The following is a 17,275-nucleotide window of genomic DNA, read 5'->3' on the forward strand; positions in this document are numbered from 1 at the left end:
GCTTCCCGTGTCCTACTCCTCAGTTGTTACGCTGAGCCAGTAACACTCTCATATCAAATTGCCCTAGTTGGACCCATTCGCGCTGACGTCAAACAGTATCCCTTTTGTGCATATCTGATCCTTTAACTCGGGAATCGAATACAATATTGGACTCAGCTCGCAAATCCTTGTCCGAATTCTCGGCGGTAGGCGACTTTCATAGTTGAGACATTGGAGAAGCCGCAGGCCAGGGCGATGTCCAATACCCGCATGTCCGTTTGGCGGAGTAGGGATTTTGCGTGGTGTAGTCGCATGTGCTGGTAGTATTTAGAGGGAGTCAAAGCTGTGTGGATCTTAAACAGTCGCTCCATTTGACGTCGTGAAATATGAGCCTTCTTGGCAACCATTTCCATGGACAAAGGGTTTTCAATGTGTTCGCTCATCAGGCGAATAGCTGTTTTTAAGGCTTTGTGTCGTGATTCATGCAAGTCACCCGCCACGTTTTGAGGCTGATCGGACCCCGCACGAAGCTTAGATTGGCCACATTGCTGCAGCACCGCCAGTGCCAACGAGCGCCCCATGTCCTGTTCAATGAAACTGGCCGCAAAGTCCAATGCCGCAGTGCCGTCCACGCAACTCAACACGTCTCTTTCTCGACAAAAAAGGCCTTCATGCGGAAGAAGGTGAGAATAGCATTCAGAAAAGGCGGATTTCTCGGATTGAGAGACCACAAATTGTTCGGAAACCAGAACCCCCGCTTCGGCGAAAAGGCGGGCGCATGGGCCAATATAGCCGATCCCGTTTCCAAACCGTTTGCGTCGGCGGATCCAGTTGATAACAAGCTGCCGTTCAGTCGAAGAGGTCAACTCCCCGCCGACAACCAGGCTACAGCGCTGGCAACCTTCGGTGCCGAGCAGTACATCCTCATCGATATGAAACCCGTTAGAGCATCCAAAAGTGTCATCTTCCAGGGAAAGCACCCGCCAGCGAAACGCCTCGCGATGGGTCAGCGCATTGACAATGCGCAGAGGTTCCAAAAATCCACCCAGAGTGAGCATCGATACCCCAGGCAGGACAAGAATATCGAATTCCCGGGTCAGAGCGAGCCTGTCCTGATCCAGCTTTATAACGCAGTGATTGGAGGAGATTGAACTTTGTAGTCCCATGGGATCAATGGTTTCGCGCGTGATTGCAGTGTGTTGGATAGGATCGTTGAGGATCAGAGTTGGGTGATCTTTTCGAGCAATGACTGCGGCACGCAGACGCCCTGGTTTCTATTTTTTGCTCTGGCTTGATACCGTCGATCGCCAGGCAGGCGGGCCCCATCAACCCCGGCGAGTTCTTCGAGGAAGCTGTCGCTATGGCTGCCCCAGGCGGCATCGCCAAATCTAGAAGGGTCCATGGCCAAAAAGAACATACCGCCCCGGGGCGGGCCGCCGTCACCATTGTCTCGGCGTTTCGCTTCGACGCTGAAGGCTTCGCCAATCAATCCTGCGGCCAGCAGTTCGATCATCAATGCGATGGAGCTACCCTTGTGACCGCCAAAGGGCAGCATGACACCTTTGAGAACCTCAGCTGCATCTGTCGTCGCATTGCCATCTTGATCCAGCCCCACCCCGGGCGGCAGGGGCTTGCCATCACGGGCTGCAATCATCACCTCTCCGCGTGCCATGGCCGCCGAAGACTGATCAATGACCAACGGCGGCTTGTCTTTGCGCGGCCAAGCAAAGGCCATCGGATTAGTGCCAAAAAAGGGTTCCTGACTACCAGCCGGAGCGACCGCTGGAAGATAGGCAGTGCAGGCCAAGGCAACACAACCCTGACGCGCAAGGGGTTCAACATCTGCCCAAAGGGCCGAGAAGTGATGAACATTTGTGAGGGCCATCACTGCAACCCCGATGGATTGCGCATGCTCAATCAAAGCCGCCTGCGTCTGTTGCAACGCGAGCGGTGCAAACCCACCACAACCATTCACTTGGATCACAGCGGAGCCTAATGGCCCCGCTGTGATTTCTGGCCGGGCCGTACCGTTAGCTTTGCCGCTCTTGAGCGCAGCAACATAGCCTGGCAGGCGGAACATCCCGTGCGAATGACAGCCGTCCAGTTCGGCTTTGGCAATGTTACCCGCAATGGCTTGAGCATTTTCGGCGTCGCACCCATTTCGCAACAGGCAGGCTTGGCTGATACCTTGGATTTCGGTCTGGAAAAGAGGCTTTGACATGGGCACGACGGTTTACCTTTCTACTTGCTTAAGCGGGTGACGAGATCGTCAGGCCAAAATTCCAGGCGGCATCTCGGAGATAGTCGAAAACGCTCATGGCCCAGGTGGTAGGGACAAAAAGATCAAAGCCCTGATCTGAGGTGCGGTGGAACATCACTGCAACATGATGAATGCCGGATTGACGGAATTCCCCAACTGGAAATTCAGCCCGGCTGAAATCGAGCGCGGCAACCCGCTGCAGCACGGCTTCAACCTCAGCACCAGAGAGATGCAACCGGCACCGGGCATTCTCCAATGCAACCACCCCTGCTTGTTCGGGCGATAATGAGGTTGTCAGACGGGCTAGTTGGTCCGGATCGTCATGCTGTATCATCACTCTCGCAGGGGCGATCTTGAAGATCGTACACCCTTTTGCCTCTTGGGCAGTGTGAAAGCTCAGCGGATGCGCCAGGCCCAAGACCTGTCCGATCAAGCTATCAAAACCCTCCCAGCCAGCGACCTGCACAAGGCCTCCAACAGGTTTCTCCTGCAGATCGACCAAGGTGCTATTGGTTTGGCCACCGTAGCTACCGGGCGTCATGACGGAGGTGAGTGGGGAATAGGGATCAGCCATTTTGCCGCGTTCCTTCCGGATCAAAGAAATGAGGGGATGTGACCTTGGCCGTCTTTGTGCTGTCGCCCAAAAAATCAATCACACGTATCCTGTCGCCATGGCGAGCAGGCCCTTTGGCCAGGAAGCCCAGGGCGATGTATTTTCCCAAAGCTGGTGAATAGGTTGTTGAGGACACCCAGCCGAGCCCGTGGTTTTTGGTGCTACCACCCAGGTCATAGAGGATGGACCCGGATTTGACCCCCGCATCCCCTTCGATCTCCAAACCCACCAGAGTTGGACGATCCTCCGCCAACAGATGTGGGCGATGTTTTAGAACCGATCCAACAAAGGGCTTTTTGCGTGAGGCCATTTTGTCCAACCCAATATCGCGCAGGGTGGTGCGGCCATCCAGTTCGGGCCCCGCCACATGGCCCTTTTCGATGCGCAGGGTGCCCATGGATTCTGTACCATAGGGACAAATGTTAAAGGTGGCACCCTTTTGCATGATCTCCTGCCAGACCGCCTTACCGAATTTTGCCGGGACATAAACCTCATAAGCCAGCTCGCCGGAAAAGCTCATCCGGTGGATACGGCAGGGAACATCCGCAATATCGGCATAGACAAAATGATTGTTCGGCATCGTATCGGCGCTCAGATCCACCATTCCGCAGACTTCTGTCAGCAGGTCGCGGGACTTTGGACCGGCGACGGCCATGGCCGCCCATTGATCGGTCACCGAGGTAACATGGACCTTGAGATCCTGCCAAGCAGTCTGCAACAGCTGCTCTGCTAGGGCCAGAACCTGTGCGGCATGAGCTGTGGTTGTGGACATGAAGTAATCATACTCCCCAATCCGCGCCGTGGCCCCATCATCCAGCACAATGCCATCTTCACGCAGCATCGCGCCGTAGCGGATGCGCCCGATTTGCAGCGTTTTCCAGCCGTTGACATACATCCGGTTGAGGAACTCAGCAGCATCCGGTCCCTGCACCTGGATCTTGCCCAGGGTCGAGACATCCACCATGCCAACCTGGCTGCGCACATGCTCGGCTTCACGGCGATAGGCCGCGTCAACATCCTCTCCTGCTTCTGGGTAGAACCAGGGGCGGAGCCACAGCCCTGCCTGAGTCAGTTCAGCGCCCTGTTCCACATGCCAGTCGTGCAGTGGTGACAGCCGAGTCGGGCTGAAATGATGCAGGGCATCATTTGCGGCCAAAGCACCAACCGCAGTGGGGGTGAAGGGTGGGCGGAAAGTGGTGGTGCCCACCTCGGGGATCGTCATGCTGCGCAGTTCGGCCATTCGGGACAGGGCTGGCAGATTCGACAGCTTGCCTTGGTCGGTGGCCATGCCGGTGGTGGTATAACGTTTCAGATGTTCGACAGAGACATAGCCTTCGCGGTGCGCCAGCTCGATATCGGAGGTGCCGACATCATGTTGCATATCCACAAAAGCCTTGCCTGCGGTCTTGCCGTTCTGCTGGGTCAGACGCCAGATCGGGCTGATCGCGCGCGCCCAATGATCGGCTGCACCCGTAGGGGCCGCAAGCGGGGTGCCGCCAGACGGATCTCCGCCAGCGGCAGCCCCCTGTGCGATGGAGTCGGCCAGGGAGCGAGCCGCTATCGCACTACCCGCCGCCTGCAGCGTCGGAATGGCATCATTGTCGGGAAGGAAGCAGCGCGCAGCCTCATCAAAGACGGGCTTTTTCTGGCGATGGCTCCACAGATGAACCACGGGCGACCACCCGCTTGAGACGGCGATGAGGTCACAGGGCACAGAATGCGGCGCAGCAGTGGCGCGCCCTTCGGCGTTGATCGGCGCAAGCAAGGCACCAGTCACTGACTTACGCCCCTGGGCTGCGATAACCCCCGTGGTCGGCATCACCTTGCCGCCATGGCTTTGCAGCTGCTGGGCTAGATCTGCAGGGGCCTCTAGTCGAAGATCTGCCACCGTCACAGATGCACCGGCCTTTGCGAGATCAATCGCAGTTCCATAGGCGCTGTCATTATTCGTGGCCACGACGACAGTCTTGCCAGCCATCACCGCAAAACGGTTGAGGTAGGTACGCACCGAAGAGGCCAGCATCACGCCGGGGATATCATTGCCGCCAAAGGCTAGAAAACGCTCGATTGCGCCGGTTGCCATCACCGCGCGTTTGGCACTGATCTTCCAATAGACCTGCCGGTTCTGGTTATCAGGTACATGACGAACATGGTCCCATACCCGTTCGACAGCTCCGTAAACGTCACTGTCATAAGCACCAAAAACCGTTGTCCGTTTGAGAATGCGGACATTGTTCATTGCTTCCAGTTCATTACGGGTATCTTCCAACCATTTGTCGCTGTCACTGCCTACCGGATTGGACAATAGCGAGCCGCCAAGCTCAAAATCCTGTTCGGCCAAAATAACCCTCTCGCCTTTGCGACCAGCAGCCAAGGCCGCGCTTAGACCTGCCGGCCCTGCACCAATCACCAGAAGGTCACAATAGGCATTTGTCTTTTGATAGGTATCGGGATCATTCTGATGAACACCAAAGCCCATACCTGCGGCCTTGCGAATGAAAGTTTCGCAGTACATCCAGAATTTGGTGCCATTGAAAGGACCAATAAAAGTCTTGTAGTAAAAGCCAGCACTTAGGAATGGAGCAATTATTCGGGTCGCACTCTGGGCATCGAACCGGACATTTGGCCAGGCATTTTGGCCAGCTGCTTGCAACCCGTCATAAGCTTCAAGCGTGGTGGCGCGAGTATTGGGTTCGCTATGGGCACCCTGGCCCAATTGTACCAAAGCATTGGGCTCTTCGACGCCGGCGCTATAGATGCCACGGGGGCGATGATATTTGAAACTACGGGCAACAATTCCGGTATCAGCAGCCAAGAGCGCTGAAGCCAGCGTGTCTCCGGTATGTGCGGGGATTGCGCGACCATCAAAAAGGACCGTTACGGTCGAGGTGCGGTCAATGCGCCCGCCCTGGGGCAAACGTTCGGCGCTCATTTCGCGTGCTCCTGTGCAAGTTTGCACCCAAAAACTTCATGTGTGGCAGTGTCGCGTTCCACAACAAGCCACTGTCGGCACCCCAAAACGTGATGCCAGAGTTCTTTGTGCGGCCCCTTTGGATTGTCCCGGATGAACACATATTCCACCCAAGCTTTGGGATCGCTTTCGTTCATCGCGGGGCGTTTGACCGTGGCGTCTCCCAAATAGGAGAACTCGGTCTCGTCCCGCAGCCCGCAGACCGGGCAGTTCAGCTTAATCATGTCTCTGACCTCATTGCAGGTTGGGTTGCGGACCGTGCGCTTTTTCGTCGATTTGATAGCCACGTTCAAAGCGCGACAGGGTGAATTCGGCGTTGTCCTTGTGAGGTTCGTCTTTGGCCATGGTCCAGGCAAAGCACCAACCACCTGCTGGCGTCGCCTTAAAGCCGCCGTAACACCAGCCACCATTGAGATAGAGGCCTTCGACCGGCAATTTGGAGATAATGGGCGAGCCATCCATGGTCATATCCATGGCCCCGGCCCAGTGACGCAGCAGCCGCAGACGCGAAATGGAAGGCACCAGGGATTTGGCTGCCGCCATTGTCGCATCCACAATCGGCATGCCGCCGCGCTGTGCGTAGCTGTTGTAGCCATCCAGATCACCGCCAAGCACCAAACCACCTTTATCAGACTGGCTGATGTAGAAATGCGCAGCACCAAAGCTTACGACATTATCGATAAATGGTTTGAGAGGCTCGGTTACAAAGGCCTGAAGAGAATGTGTCTCGATGGGCAGTCTAAGACCGGCCTTTTCGGTCAATTGAGTCGTGTTCCCAGCCACTGCCAGGCCCACCTTTGGGGCACGGATATTGCCTCTGGTGGTTTCGACACCGACAACGCGGTTTCCCTCCCACAAGAAACCTTTGACCTCGCATTGCTGGATGATGTCGGCTCCAAGCTGGTCAGCACCTCGCGCATAGCCCCAAGCCACAGCATCGTGACGCGCCGTGCCGGCTCGGCTTTGAAACAGTGCGCCATGGATCGGAAAGCGAGCATTTGGCGTATAATCCAGGTAGGGCAGCCGCCGCTGCACTTCGGCCCGGTCGATCAACTCGGCGTCAATGCCATGAGCCCGCATGATATTACCGCGCCGCCGTAGCCCGTCCAACTGAGCCGGCGAATGACCAAGGTGAAACTGCCCACGCTGGGACATCATCACGTTATAGTTCAAATCCTGGCTTAGGTTCTCCCACAGCTGCATGGAGCGCTCATAGAACATGGTATTGCCAGGCAGCATGTAGTTTGAGCGCACAATGGTTGTGTTGCGCCCGGTGTTGCCGCCGCCGAGCCAACCCTTTTCCAAGACTGCTACATTTCTGATGCCGTGCTCTTTTGCCAGATAGTAGGCCGTTGCGAGGCCGTGCCCGCCGCCCCCTACGATAACTGCGTCATAACTGGGTTTGGGATCAGGATCGCGCCAGGCGCGCGACCAGCCAAGGTTGCCACCAAGAGCTTTTCTGAACACTTCAAAGGCGGAATAGCGTGACACGCGAAACAGGCTCCATATTGAGGTTTATTTTGCCATATGATACATACATGTTCTTAATGTATCAATTGATCTTTTAGATATTGGACAGATTTCTTATGGTGAGTTAACAAATCAACTGACAGGTAGCAGGAGTGGCCATGCCGACTATTATCGACCGAATTTTGAACGAACTTCCTGATTTGCCAAAAAAGCTCAGGGTGGCAGCCAAGTTTGCCGTCGACCGCCCGGATCGAATGGCCTTTGGCTCGATGCGGGCAGTCGCAACTGAAAGCGGTGTGTCCTCGCCTACGATGCACAGACTGGCGCGATATTTCGACTATGAAAGCTATGATGAGTTCAAAACCCAGTTTCAGACAGAAGTTGCCGCGAGCAGTTTCAGTACCCGTGCGGAAAAGCTCTATGAATCTCGCGTAGAAACGGCAGCTGAACCGCTACTGAAAGGGCTGCAGGACGCTGCGCGTGAAAACATTGACGCCGGTTTCCAGAACAACCCGATCGAAACGCTGCAAGCCATTGGCGACACGATTCGCACTGCCAGGACGACTCACATCGTGGCGACCGGGTCGATGGCCTGGGTTGCGGCCCATCTAGAGGCAACAGGTGGCATTGCCTTTCCAGGTCTTCGCATGACACGTTCGGGTGTTGCCAGCGCGATTGAAACACTAGCCACTGTGCAGGAAGGTGATGCGGTGATAGCAATCGCAGTTTCCCCATATGCCAAATCTGCAATCGAAGCCCTTGAATACGCTAGGGATATCGGCGTCACCACTCTGGCAATCACCGATCGGCGCAGCTCTCCTTTGGTCGGAATTGCCTGCCATAGCATCATCGCGCCCACGAACAGTCCGCATTACTACCCTTCGGTGGTGTCGATCTGTTCCTTGGTCGAAGCTGTCCTGGCCTTTGCGGTTGCTGACAGCGCCGGAGGAGCTATTGGGCGCATCGAAAAAGTGGTGTCTCTGCGAAAGCAAAGCGGGGCCTATCTGGAATGATAACCCCCGCCTTAAGATCTATCATGTGCGCTTTTCTTAGCCGCGATCTACGGTAAGAAACTCGCGCAACGAGATGTTGAACAGATCGCTTTTTTCCAGGTGAACGCAATGGGCACCACCGGAAATGAGGTTTAGACTTGCATTCTTGATACCAGAGGCAAGCTGCACCAAGCCCGGAACACCATAAGAGCGATCCTTATCGCCGGAAATCACCAGAACCGGCATTTCCAGTTCCGACAAGCGCTCTGTCACATCCCAGGTTTGAAAGGCCTTGAGTGATCCCAGAACCGCGGCTTCGCTCGCCCCGGCACCTGCTCCCAGGCAGAAGGGATACATCGGCGCCCTATCATAATCGACAAACCAAGTTGCAGACACTCGCTTAGCCAAAGCTTCTATACCTTCGGCCTTGGCCCTCTTGGCGGTCTCGTCAAAGGTTTCAAAACGGCCAGGCAGATTGCCTGAACAATGGGTCGCGTAGAGCACAAGCTGCTCCACCCGGTCGGGATGATCCAGTGCAGTCTGAAGCGCAATCATTCCCCCCATCGAATGACCGAGCAGACTGAAGCGCTCGACACCCAGCTTATCCAATAGAGCAACCTGGGCTTGAGACAGCGCCTCGATCGAGTCCAGCGCCGGTTCCGCTGCACTGCCCGCATATCCCGGCAGATCTGGGGCGATCATGTCAAAGGATTGCCCCAGAGCGGCCATCTGGGGGGCGAAGTAGCCGCCCCCTCCCAGGAATCCGTGCTGCATGACGAAAGTCTTGCCAGTGCCGTATCGGTGATAGTTCAGCATATCATACTCCTTAGCTGGCCAGTTCTGGCAGGAAAAGCGCCATCTGCGGGAAGAACAGCAGCAAGACAATGAGGATCGCCAGAGCTCCGATGAAGGGGAGCGATCCCAGAATGACATCCTTTAGATCAACATCCTTAGGTGCGAGCCCCTGTATCACGTATAAGTTTAACCCCACAGGTGGCGTTAACACCGCGATCTCCATGGTGATGGTATAGATGATGCCAAACCAGATCAGATCATAGCCGACCGTGCTGATCAGCGGGAACAGTGTCGGCAGGGTAATGAAGGTGATCGAAACAGGCTCCAGGAACATGCCGACAATCAGATAGAAGGCGATGACCATGGCCAGAACCATATAGGGCGCCAGCTCCAATGTCAGGAAGGCTTCGGTGAATTGCTGCGGAACGCGGTGATAGGTCAGAACAAAGCCAAAGAGCGTGCCAGCAGACAACAGGAGGCCCAGATAACCCATGGTCCGCATCGTTGCCATCAGCGCGCCTTTCAGCCCTTCCCAACGCAGCCCACCAACGGTGACGGCGATAAGGAAGGTCAGGAAGGCAGCAATGGCAGCCGCTTCGGTTGGGGTTGCGATACCGGCATAGATGGAAACGGTGATCACCAAACCAATGACCAGAACTGGCAGCACCGCAGACAGAATTTCAAACAGCGGCAGGCGCAGCGCTTTGTCCACCTTTGGAATGGAAGAGGGGCTGAAGATGCCCCAGACCACAACAACCAGGGCAAACATGGTTGTCAGAGCCAGGCCGGGAATGATGCCGGCAATGAAAAGATCACCAATCGAGACATCCACGACGATGCCATAGAACAACAGGATCAGGCTTGGCGGGATCAACACACTGAGAGTCCCCCCCGCCGCAAGAACTCCTGCCGATAGGCGCTTGCCATAGCCGAGCTTCAGCATCTCAGGCAAAGCCACGCCGCCGATGGTCAGGGAACCCACCATGCTAGAGCCGCAGACCGCCCCGAAGCCCGCACAGGCGCCGATGCTTCCATAGGCGGCAGAGCCGCGGACTCGCACGCCCTGATGCATAAAGCGATAAAGATTGGGGCCAATGGTGGATCGGGCGATCAGCTCACCAAGGAAGACAAACAGCGGTACCGCCAGAAGGATATAGTCAACCCAAACCCCCCAGATTTTCAGCTCGACACTAATCAAAGAGGTGCTGAAATCCTGGATCAGCCAAAGAAACGGCAAGGAGGCAGCCGCCAGCGCAAAGGGCAATGGCAGCCCCAGCGAAATGAGAACCATCAGCAGAGCTAGCAGCCCGCCGCCAACATGATACCATTCCATCTTAGTTTTCCTCGCCTGTCGAATGATTGGTTTTATTTTTGAGGGTTCTGAAGACGATCACAAAAAGGATCAGGCAGAAGATGATCAGGGCCAGGGCCGTCGGCGCCCAGAACCATGCGCGCGGCCAGCTCAATACCTCGGAAGATGCACCGGTGCGCGAAGCCCGAAAGAAGGCTTCGGTCGCGGCAAAAGCAAAGAAACCGCCGACCGCCAACATGATGATCAAGTTGAGTGCTCGGACGATGCGCGCCAGTTTGCCAGGCAGCACATCCACAAACATTGTGACCTTTGGCAGGGCGTCCATTTGCATAGCATAGGCCAGCCCCAAAAAGGCACAGGGAACCAGCATAAGCGCGGTTGCCTCGGTGACATATAGATCAGGCGCATTGAACACATATCGCATCACCACCCCATAAGAGATCCAGATTGTCTGAATAACAATTATGATTGCGCCAAGTGCGGCAAGGAGTGGCCCCAGCCGTTCTATGAAACCCATTCTGCGGGTGTTCTGTTGCATGACTCTCCTCCCAAGGCGCTACTTTTTTTGGGGACCTGCAACTACAGGCCCCCAGACTTGCTTAAGCGTCATCCGAATGTTTCGGTGCCTGTATTATTGCTGGTGTTTGGCTAGAAGTGCGCGGATTTTATCTGCGGTTTCTTTGCCGCAGGTGTTGTCCAGCTCTTCGTCCCACTGCGGTACGATCGACGCGAGAAGAGCTTCTTTTTCTTCTGTTGTAAGCGACCGCGCAGAGCCGCCGCCATTCATGACCGCATCACCAACATTTTCATTGACCCAGGCCTCATAGCGGGGCTTCAGCCACGTCTGCGCTTCGCGGCTGGCGTCGCGGATCGCCTGCTGATCTTCGGGACTCAGGGTGTCGAACTTGTTTTTGTTCATCATATACATGACGTTGCCGTAGAACAAATCAGCGTTGATCATATGCGGCATGACGGTCCAGAGCTTCCAGGAGCTATAGGTTGCAACACCCATATTGATGCCATCAACCACGCCACGTTCAGCCGATTGAAAAACCTCCTTGGGAGAGACAAAAACCGGGCTTCCGCCCCAGCCTTCGATCATCGCACTCACCAGTGGCCCGATCGAACGCACCTGCAAACCATTCAGGTTGCTCAGGTCCACATTCTGCTCCTGGAACCACCATTCCTGGTCAAAGGAATAGTTCGACGAGAAGATGTTAACCAGGCCGACCTTGGCGGCTTCTTCAGCCAGGATTGCCGTCATTTCCTCATCCAGAGCGATCTGGTTCTCCAGATCAACTGAGGCGGGATAGAAGGCGCCCGCACGGTAGCAGGGGAGGCGATCATCATAGGAGATGTGACTGACATCGGCGACCCCGCCCAGAACGGCATCAATACCCTCGCTCCAGCCATTCAAGGTGGCAGAGGGGAAGATTTCGATTTTGACCCGGCCTTCGGTTTTTTCTGATACGAGATCTGCAAAATGCTGAAAACCCTCGTAGCGGATATCAACCTCGTTCACATAGGTGGACAGGCGCACCAGTTGTTCGGCATTTGCAGCACCTGCACAGGTAGCCAATGCGATGGCGACTGCCGAAGCTGATGTTTTGATTTTGTTGATAAAGTTCACTTTCTTCTCCTCCAGGTTGGTGTTTTATCGTGTCTCTTTAGGCAGCAGTCTCCCACAGGACTTTTGCCGCCAATTCCAACAGATCCACGGTTTGCAGATCAATTTCGTGCTGGGCGAGGCCTGCAAAGTTCAGGCATTCGTTGAATTTTCTGATGAGGTCGCCGTTGGACAGCGGCCTGTTCGGCATTCCAAAGGCTTCACCACAAAAATGGGTGCGGCTGACGCCGTCAGCATACTTGAACGTTACGCGAGTGCTTTCCGGAAAGTCAGAGGCCATTGGTTCGGCCGATAGCTCCGGACAGATTCGGGTGGTTACCCGGTCCATGATCCACTGTTTGGCATCATCGGCAAGCTCGGCTGCGCTCAGATCCTGTAGGCGGACGCTACCATGTAACATTGCACATGCTACGCTATAGGGAAGCGAAAATTGTGCCTGCTGTGGGTTGACGGGCCGGTCATAGACCAGGCTTGCTGAGACCAGCTTGGGAACCTCTGCTTCAATGGCGACAACCTCAGCTAAAGGTTTTGTAGCCTCCCGGGTCAACAGGCTCGCCGCTTCAATGGCAGCGTGGGCGGCAGAACAGACGGGGCTAGTTTTGAAAAGCAGCCCTGGTGATTGGACACGCCAACGCTCAGCGAGCGGGCAAATTCCTTCCCGTTTGGAAATTCCCTGATTGAGCAGGGAAAAGAACCCGTTCTTCTGTTCAAAGGCATCCTTGGGTCCGGTCAATCCCGCCTGCGCGGCCCGCGCCAGCGTGATCGCCTGACCAGCAACATTCCCGACCAGGTAGGGCTTTGCATCCGTGCCGGCAATTGCCCGTTCAATGCCCGCTGTGACGGCTGCAGTGCCAATGGCATTGGCCGTTTGCTCGGCGTTCAGACCCAGCAACCGGGCGACGCCGGCCACGGTTCCAATGAGGGCACAAGATCCCGTCGCCCACCAGCCCTGCATGAAATGGCTATGGGTGCAGATTTCTCCCAGGGCGTAAGAGACCTCGGATCCAATGACAAAGGCTTGAAGCAGGTCTTTTTCCGAGGCGTCGACAGATTGTGCCACCGCAAGTACAGCCGGAAGGATAATGGCCGAACCATGGATCATTCCAGTGTAGCTGTTGTCATCAAAATCCCAGACATGTGCGGCCATGCCGTTACATGTCGCGGCAGTAATAGGGTCGGTTTTGATCCCGGTAACAGCCAGGCTTGCGCCACCCGAACCGGCGCCATGCGCTGCGAGGGCCTGAACGCCAAGATGCTGGCCGCCAGCGACGATAACACCAATGGTGTCAAGAACCGCACGGCGCGCGCAGATGAGAGCATCCTCCGGCACATCCTCAAACGAGAGCTTGGACGCCCAGGCGCCAAAGTGTTCCGCCAGGTTTTCCCCTGCGGCAAACTCTGTGCCGAGAGATGTCTCGGTCAACTTTCTACTCCTTTTGTTGCTTTCAACAAGAGCCATGTTTGAGTTTCCTGTTATCGTTTGGGATGGTGCCGGAACAAGTCTGACAAACATTGAAATATATTTCGTATGATACATTTTATTCAAAATGCGTCAAATGATATATTTTGGCCGGTAGCATTTTTTACCCCCTTGCGAAGACATCTCTGGGTCTGATCTTCGCAAGCCTCAGAGGGCTGCAGTGATGGTGATTTCAACCTTCAGATCAGGGCTGGCCAAGACGGCCTCACCACAGGCGCGCGCAGGCTCATGGCCTGAAACAACCCATTGATCCCAAACTGAATTCATCTCAGCGAAATCCTCCATAGACGCCAGCCAGACAATCGCTTGCAGGATTTTTGTCTTGTCAGATCCAGCTTCTGCCAGCAGGGCTTCAACCTTTTTCATAATGCCAGCCGTCTGCTCGACTACGCTGGCACCACGTTCGCCCACCTGACCGCATAGATAGACCGTGCCCTGATGCACGACGATCCTGCTCATCCGTCCATTACTGTGTTTTCTGGTGATTTCAGTCATGGGGGGCTCCTTTTGGAACGCCGGTTTCAAACGCCGACCCACTTCACAAAGGCTAGGGCGATCAACAGGAGGAATAGGGTTTCCACGCAGAGGATTGCTGCGTAGGACGGGCGCACATGCAGAAACTTGGCCAGGCTCGTCTTTACGCCAAGCGCGGAAATAGCCACGATCAAACACCAGCGTGACAGTTCGTTGACGGCTGCAATCACGTCGTCAGGCAGAAGACCGGAGTTTGCCAGGATGGCCAGCAGAACAAACATCACGAGGAACCCTGGCAGGCCAACCTTTTGTGACTGGCTGCCCCGGAAGCTGACCATGACAACCACCATAACCACAGGCAAAAGTGCGACCCGCAGCATTTTGACAAAGGTCGCCACCACACCAGCTTCATCACTGATGGAATAGCCTGCACCCACCACCTGGGCGACATCATGGATGGTGGCCCCGATCAGAAAGCCGCTTTCCAGATCGTTCATCCCCATGGCCTGAAACAGGATGGGATAGGCAATCATCGCAATCGTTGAAAGCGCGGTAACGCCGACAACGACAAACAGGGTGTCTTCCTCGCGGCTGGGATGTTTGGGCAGGACCGAAGCAATGGCCAGCGCGGCAGAGGCCCCGCAGATTGCAACCGATCCACCGGCCAAGAGCCCAAAGGCGCTGCGGCGCCCCAAAAGAGTGGACAACAATACGCCGCAACCAAGGGTCGCCAGAACAAAACCAACAATTGCTAGAACCGAAACCCAGCCAAGGCTTTCAACATCGCCCAAGCTCAACCTCAAACCCAGCAGTCCTACACCGAACCTCAGCAAAGTTTTGGCTGAGAATTCGATGCCTGGACGGCAGCTTTCGTCCTCGGCAAGAAAATGAAACGCCATGCCTATCAGAAGCGCAAACAGCATCACTGGAGCGGCATAATGTTCGGACAGAAAAGTTGCCGCAGCTGCGATCACCAACGCGACTATGAAACCACGTGTATGGGTTCCAAAGGTTTCACGCAGGCCTGACACTTTTGCATTCATGGCGTTTCAATACCTGTCTTAGATCTGAGCCCAGCGACCGGTAAAGTCGAAAGCGCTGTCATACCCAAACAGAGCGACCGAACCACCGGTGTGCAGGAAGACCACGCGCTCGCCTTTTTTGAAGTGGCCCTTACGGATCAAATCAATAAAACCGGCAGCCCCTTTGGCCGAATAGACTGGATCCAGCAGGATCGACTCGAGTTCGGCAAACATCTTGATCGCTTCCAAACCGCTTTCAGTCGGAATGCCGTATCCCTCACCGACATAATCGGTGTTGGCGACCACGTCTTCGCGCTGAACCACTCCTGCACAGCCCAGTTTCTCTGCCGTGGTGCAGGCTAGGTTGTAGACGTTTTCTTCTTGCTTTGCCTTTGGCGCCCGCACCCCGATCCCTAGCAGCGGGATCTGCGCATTCATCGCTTTCAGACCGGTGATCAGGCCGGCCTGGGTGCCGGCGCTGCCGGTTGCATGCACCAGGTGATTGATCTTCATACCTGCATTGTTGACCTGGCTGAGCAATTCGAATGCGCAGTTCACATAGCCAAGCGCACCGGTTGGGTTCGAGCCACCACCTGGAATGGTGTAGACCTTTTTGCCGTCAGCCCGCATTTGGTCAGCGACCTTTTCCATTTCGGCATTCATATCACCGCCACCAGGACGCTTTTCGGTGGTTGCGCCATGCAAGTGGTCCAACAGTACATTGCCGTTGTTGTTGTAGTTGGCGTTGTTTGACCCGGTGCGATCTTCCAGCAGAATATGGCATTGCATACCCAGTTTGGCGGCAAAGGCTGCGGTCTGACGCGCGTGGTTGGACTGGGTCGCCCCCTGCGTCAAGACAATTTCTGCTCCCTGCATTTCGGCTTCGGCCATCAGGAACTCAAGCTTTCGGGTCTTGTTGCCGCCGGTCGAAAGGCCGGTGCAATCGTCGCGCTTGATCCATATCTCTGGACCACCTAGTTCTGCAGTCAAGCGATCGAGGCGCTCCAGCGGAGTTGGCAAATGAGCAATGAAGCGGCGGGGGTATCGGGCAAGATGCAAGGGACTCTCCTATTTTACTTTGCTGCATGTTATTTTGGAGGGTTCGCCATTTCTAATTCGAAATTCCGACCCTATAATGCAACTTGTGCATATTGGAGTGGGCAATGCGCTTAGAATGGATCGAAGACATTTTGGCAGTACTGGAAAACGGCTCGCTAAGCAGGGCCGCAGAAAAAAGGCTTTTAACCCAGTCCGCCTTTACACGGCGCATTCGGGCGATCGAAGAAAACATCGGTGCGGAACTTTGTGACCGCAATCGAAAGCCAGTTACGCTTATTCAAGGTGTCGCAGCGCTGGAGCCAGAGCTGCGCGATCTGAGCGCCCGGTTGACGCGTGTGAAACGGCTTTTGAAACAGGCTCCGGAACAGAACAGGCCGGCAGTGCAGATCGCCTGCCAACACGCGCTGACGACAACATTGTCCTCTTCTCTTATTCAAGCGATCTCCTCTGGAGATCAGTCCATCCGTATCCGGTCTGGCAATCGCGACGAATGCATGAGGTTGCTGTTTACGGATGAAGTCGAAATCGCAATCACCTATGAAATGCTGGGAGAGACAACCACTTCGATCCCCGGGACGCTGGAGAAATCCCATCTAGGAGATGATACCCTAATTCCGGTTTGCGCCCCTCAAATGGAGGAGGCAGCACGCAGTGCCGAGATTCCCATCATCAGCTACCCATCAGAAGTTTACCTTGGACAGATCTTCTACCAGGCGATTGTTCCTCGCATAGCTGAATCGACAGAGCTGGTATCAAAGGCCGAAACCGCTTTGACGCTTGCTATGCTGCAATTCGCCCGCGACGCTCTGGGCGTTGCCTGGCTCCCTGTATCATTAGTTTCAGAATCGCTTGCGAACGGGCAGCTGGTGGACGTAAGTGATTGCCTCCCGTCACAGAACATGGCCATATTGATGAGTCGTTTGCCCGGGAAAACGGGAACGCAAACCGACCAAATTTGGAAGTTCTATGGCGTGAGCGATACCTGAAGCACGACTTCTATTGGTGATAAGGGTAGCCCTGTAGGCCCATGAACAATGCGAGATGGCACGTAAGCGGCTTTGTTGATGGCATGGATGCCCCCTCCTGACGGCATCGCAATTTGCCAATGTGATGAGTGTTGAAACCATCACTGAAGGAAGGAGCATCCATGTTCGAAGTTACTATCATCGGTGTCTACTTGGCAAAGCGCGTATTCTAGGTTCTCAGGGCCTGGAGCGACGG

Annotated in this window: 16 protein-coding genes; 2 read left to right on the forward strand and 14 right to left on the reverse strand. The window is 55.3% G+C overall.

What is annotated here, in order from left to right; translation table 11 throughout:
- Window positions 1-152: 152 nt before the first annotated feature.
- The 6 genes from K3724_RS04985 to K3724_RS05010 are packed head-to-tail and all read right to left on the reverse strand — an operon-like array spanning window position 153 to window position 7,314.
- Window positions 153-1,145, reverse strand: coding sequence for a GlxA family transcriptional regulator (locus K3724_RS04985; RefSeq protein WP_259990642.1), 993 nt, complete (start codon window positions 1,143-1,145; stop codon window positions 153-155).
- Window positions 1,146-1,198: 53 nt separating this feature from the next.
- The gene (locus K3724_RS04990) at window positions 1,199-2,200 is read right to left on the reverse strand and encodes an Ldh family oxidoreductase (protein WP_259990645.1); all 1,002 of its coding nucleotides are present in this window, start codon (window positions 2,198-2,200) and stop codon (window positions 1,199-1,201) included.
- A 28-nt stretch (window positions 2,201-2,228) separates the two neighbouring features.
- Window positions 2,229-2,813 (reverse strand): sarcosine oxidase subunit gamma, encoded by a 585-nt coding sequence (locus K3724_RS04995; protein ID WP_259990647.1) that lies wholly within the window; start codon window positions 2,811-2,813, stop codon window positions 2,229-2,231.
- Window positions 2,806-5,784, reverse strand: a complete 2,979-nt coding sequence (locus K3724_RS05000; RefSeq protein WP_259990649.1) for a sarcosine oxidase subunit alpha family protein — start codon at window positions 5,782-5,784, stop codon at window positions 2,806-2,808. Before K3724_RS05000 ends, K3724_RS04995 begins: the two co-directional genes overlap by 8 nt.
- A complete protein-coding gene (locus K3724_RS05005; RefSeq protein WP_311200203.1) occupies window positions 5,781-6,047 on the reverse strand; it encodes a sarcosine oxidase subunit delta in 267 nt (88 codons plus the stop codon). The genes K3724_RS05000 and K3724_RS05005 overlap by 4 nt, the downstream gene beginning before the upstream one ends.
- Window positions 6,048-6,057: 10 nt before the next feature.
- Window positions 6,058-7,314 (reverse strand): sarcosine oxidase subunit beta family protein, encoded by a 1,257-nt coding sequence (locus tag K3724_RS05010; protein ID WP_259990651.1) that lies wholly within the window; start codon window positions 7,312-7,314, stop codon window positions 6,058-6,060.
- A gap of 137 nt (window positions 7,315-7,451) precedes the next feature.
- On the opposite strand from K3724_RS05010, the gene K3724_RS05015 reads away from it, so the two are divergent.
- Complete coding sequence (locus tag K3724_RS05015) at window positions 7,452-8,306, forward strand: MurR/RpiR family transcriptional regulator (RefSeq protein WP_259990653.1); 855 nt, start codon at window positions 7,452-7,454, stop codon at window positions 8,304-8,306.
- 36 nt (window positions 8,307-8,342) lie between these two features.
- Here K3724_RS05015 and K3724_RS05020 read toward each other — a convergent pair whose 3' ends face one another.
- The 8 genes from K3724_RS05020 to K3724_RS05055 all read right to left on the reverse strand — a co-directional run bounded on the left by K3724_RS05020 (window position 8,343) and on the right by K3724_RS05055 (window position 16,054).
- Entirely contained in the window at window positions 8,343-9,101 is a 759-nt protein-coding gene (locus K3724_RS05020; RefSeq protein ID WP_259990654.1) for an alpha/beta fold hydrolase, read from the reverse strand.
- 10 nt (window positions 9,102-9,111) lie between these two features.
- Window positions 9,112-10,413, reverse strand: a complete 1,302-nt coding sequence (locus K3724_RS05025) for a TRAP transporter large permease (RefSeq protein WP_259990656.1) — start codon at window positions 10,411-10,413, stop codon at window positions 9,112-9,114.
- 1 nt (window position 10,414) lies between these two features.
- Window positions 10,415-10,930 (reverse strand): TRAP transporter small permease, encoded by a 516-nt coding sequence (locus K3724_RS05030; RefSeq protein WP_259990658.1) that lies wholly within the window; start codon window positions 10,928-10,930, stop codon window positions 10,415-10,417.
- Between the two features lie 93 nt (window positions 10,931-11,023).
- Entirely contained in the window at window positions 11,024-12,022 is a 999-nt protein-coding gene (locus K3724_RS05035) for a C4-dicarboxylate ABC transporter substrate-binding protein (protein ID WP_259990660.1), read from the reverse strand.
- Window positions 12,023-12,059: 37 nt separating this feature from the next.
- On the reverse strand, window positions 12,060-13,478 hold the full coding sequence (locus tag K3724_RS05040; RefSeq protein ID WP_259990662.1) for an MmgE/PrpD family protein: 1,419 nt from the start codon (window positions 13,476-13,478) through the stop codon (window positions 12,060-12,062).
- 168 nt (window positions 13,479-13,646) lie between these two features.
- A complete protein-coding gene (locus K3724_RS05045; protein ID WP_259990664.1) occupies window positions 13,647-13,994 on the reverse strand; it encodes a RidA family protein in 348 nt (115 codons plus the stop codon).
- A gap of 26 nt (window positions 13,995-14,020) precedes the next feature.
- Window positions 14,021-15,016, reverse strand: a complete 996-nt coding sequence (locus K3724_RS05050) for a YeiH family protein (protein ID WP_259990666.1) — start codon at window positions 15,014-15,016, stop codon at window positions 14,021-14,023.
- Between the two features lie 18 nt (window positions 15,017-15,034).
- Window positions 15,035-16,054: a D-cysteine desulfhydrase gene (locus tag K3724_RS05055; RefSeq protein WP_259990668.1), complete on the reverse strand. Its 1,020-nt coding sequence runs from the start codon at window positions 16,052-16,054 to the stop codon at window positions 15,035-15,037.
- A 104-nt stretch (window positions 16,055-16,158) separates the two neighbouring features.
- Here K3724_RS05055 and K3724_RS05060 point away from each other — a divergent pair, with 104 nt between their 5' ends.
- Window positions 16,159-17,040, forward strand: coding sequence for a LysR family transcriptional regulator (locus K3724_RS05060; RefSeq protein WP_259990670.1), 882 nt, complete (start codon window positions 16,159-16,161; stop codon window positions 17,038-17,040).
- Window positions 17,041-17,275 lie beyond the last annotated feature (235 nt).

The sequence above is a fragment of the Leisingera sp. M658 genome (assembly GCF_025144145.1).
GTDB lineage: Bacteria > Pseudomonadota > Alphaproteobacteria > Rhodobacterales > Rhodobacteraceae > Leisingera.

Coding starts and splice junctions, on each gene's coding strand:
- K3724_RS05015 (WP_259990653.1), top strand. CDS start 7,452: ATGCCGACTATTATCGACCGAATTTTGAACGAACTTCCTGATTTGCCA.
- K3724_RS05000 (WP_259990649.1), bottom strand. CDS start 5,784: ATGAGCGCCGAACGTTTGCCCCAGGGCGGGCGCATTGACCGCACCTCG.
- K3724_RS05060 (WP_259990670.1), top strand. CDS start 16,159: ATGCGCTTAGAATGGATCGAAGACATTTTGGCAGTACTGGAAAACGGC.
- K3724_RS05020 (WP_259990654.1), bottom strand. CDS start 9,101: ATGCTGAACTATCACCGATACGGCACTGGCAAGACTTTCGTCATGCAG.
- K3724_RS05005 (WP_311200203.1), bottom strand. CDS start 6,047: ATGATTAAGCTGAACTGCCCGGTCTGCGGGCTGCGGGACGAGACCGAG.
- K3724_RS04995 (WP_259990647.1), bottom strand. CDS start 2,813: ATGGCTGATCCCTATTCCCCACTCACCTCCGTCATGACGCCCGGTAGC.
- K3724_RS05025 (WP_259990656.1), bottom strand. CDS start 10,413: ATGGAATGGTATCATGTTGGCGGCGGGCTGCTAGCTCTGCTGATGGTT.
- K3724_RS04985 (WP_259990642.1), bottom strand. CDS start 1,145: ATGGGACTACAAAGTTCAATCTCCTCCAATCACTGCGTTATAAAGCTG.
- K3724_RS05045 (WP_259990664.1), bottom strand. CDS start 13,994: ATGACTGAAATCACCAGAAAACACAGTAATGGACGGATGAGCAGGATC.
- K3724_RS05040 (WP_259990662.1), bottom strand. CDS start 13,478: ATGGCTCTTGTTGAAAGCAACAAAAGGAGTAGAAAGTTGACCGAGACA.
- K3724_RS05050 (WP_259990666.1), bottom strand. CDS start 15,016: ATGAATGCAAAAGTGTCAGGCCTGCGTGAAACCTTTGGAACCCATACA.
- K3724_RS05030 (WP_259990658.1), bottom strand. CDS start 10,930: ATGCAACAGAACACCCGCAGAATGGGTTTCATAGAACGGCTGGGGCCA.
- K3724_RS04990 (WP_259990645.1), bottom strand. CDS start 2,200: ATGTCAAAGCCTCTTTTCCAGACCGAAATCCAAGGTATCAGCCAAGCC.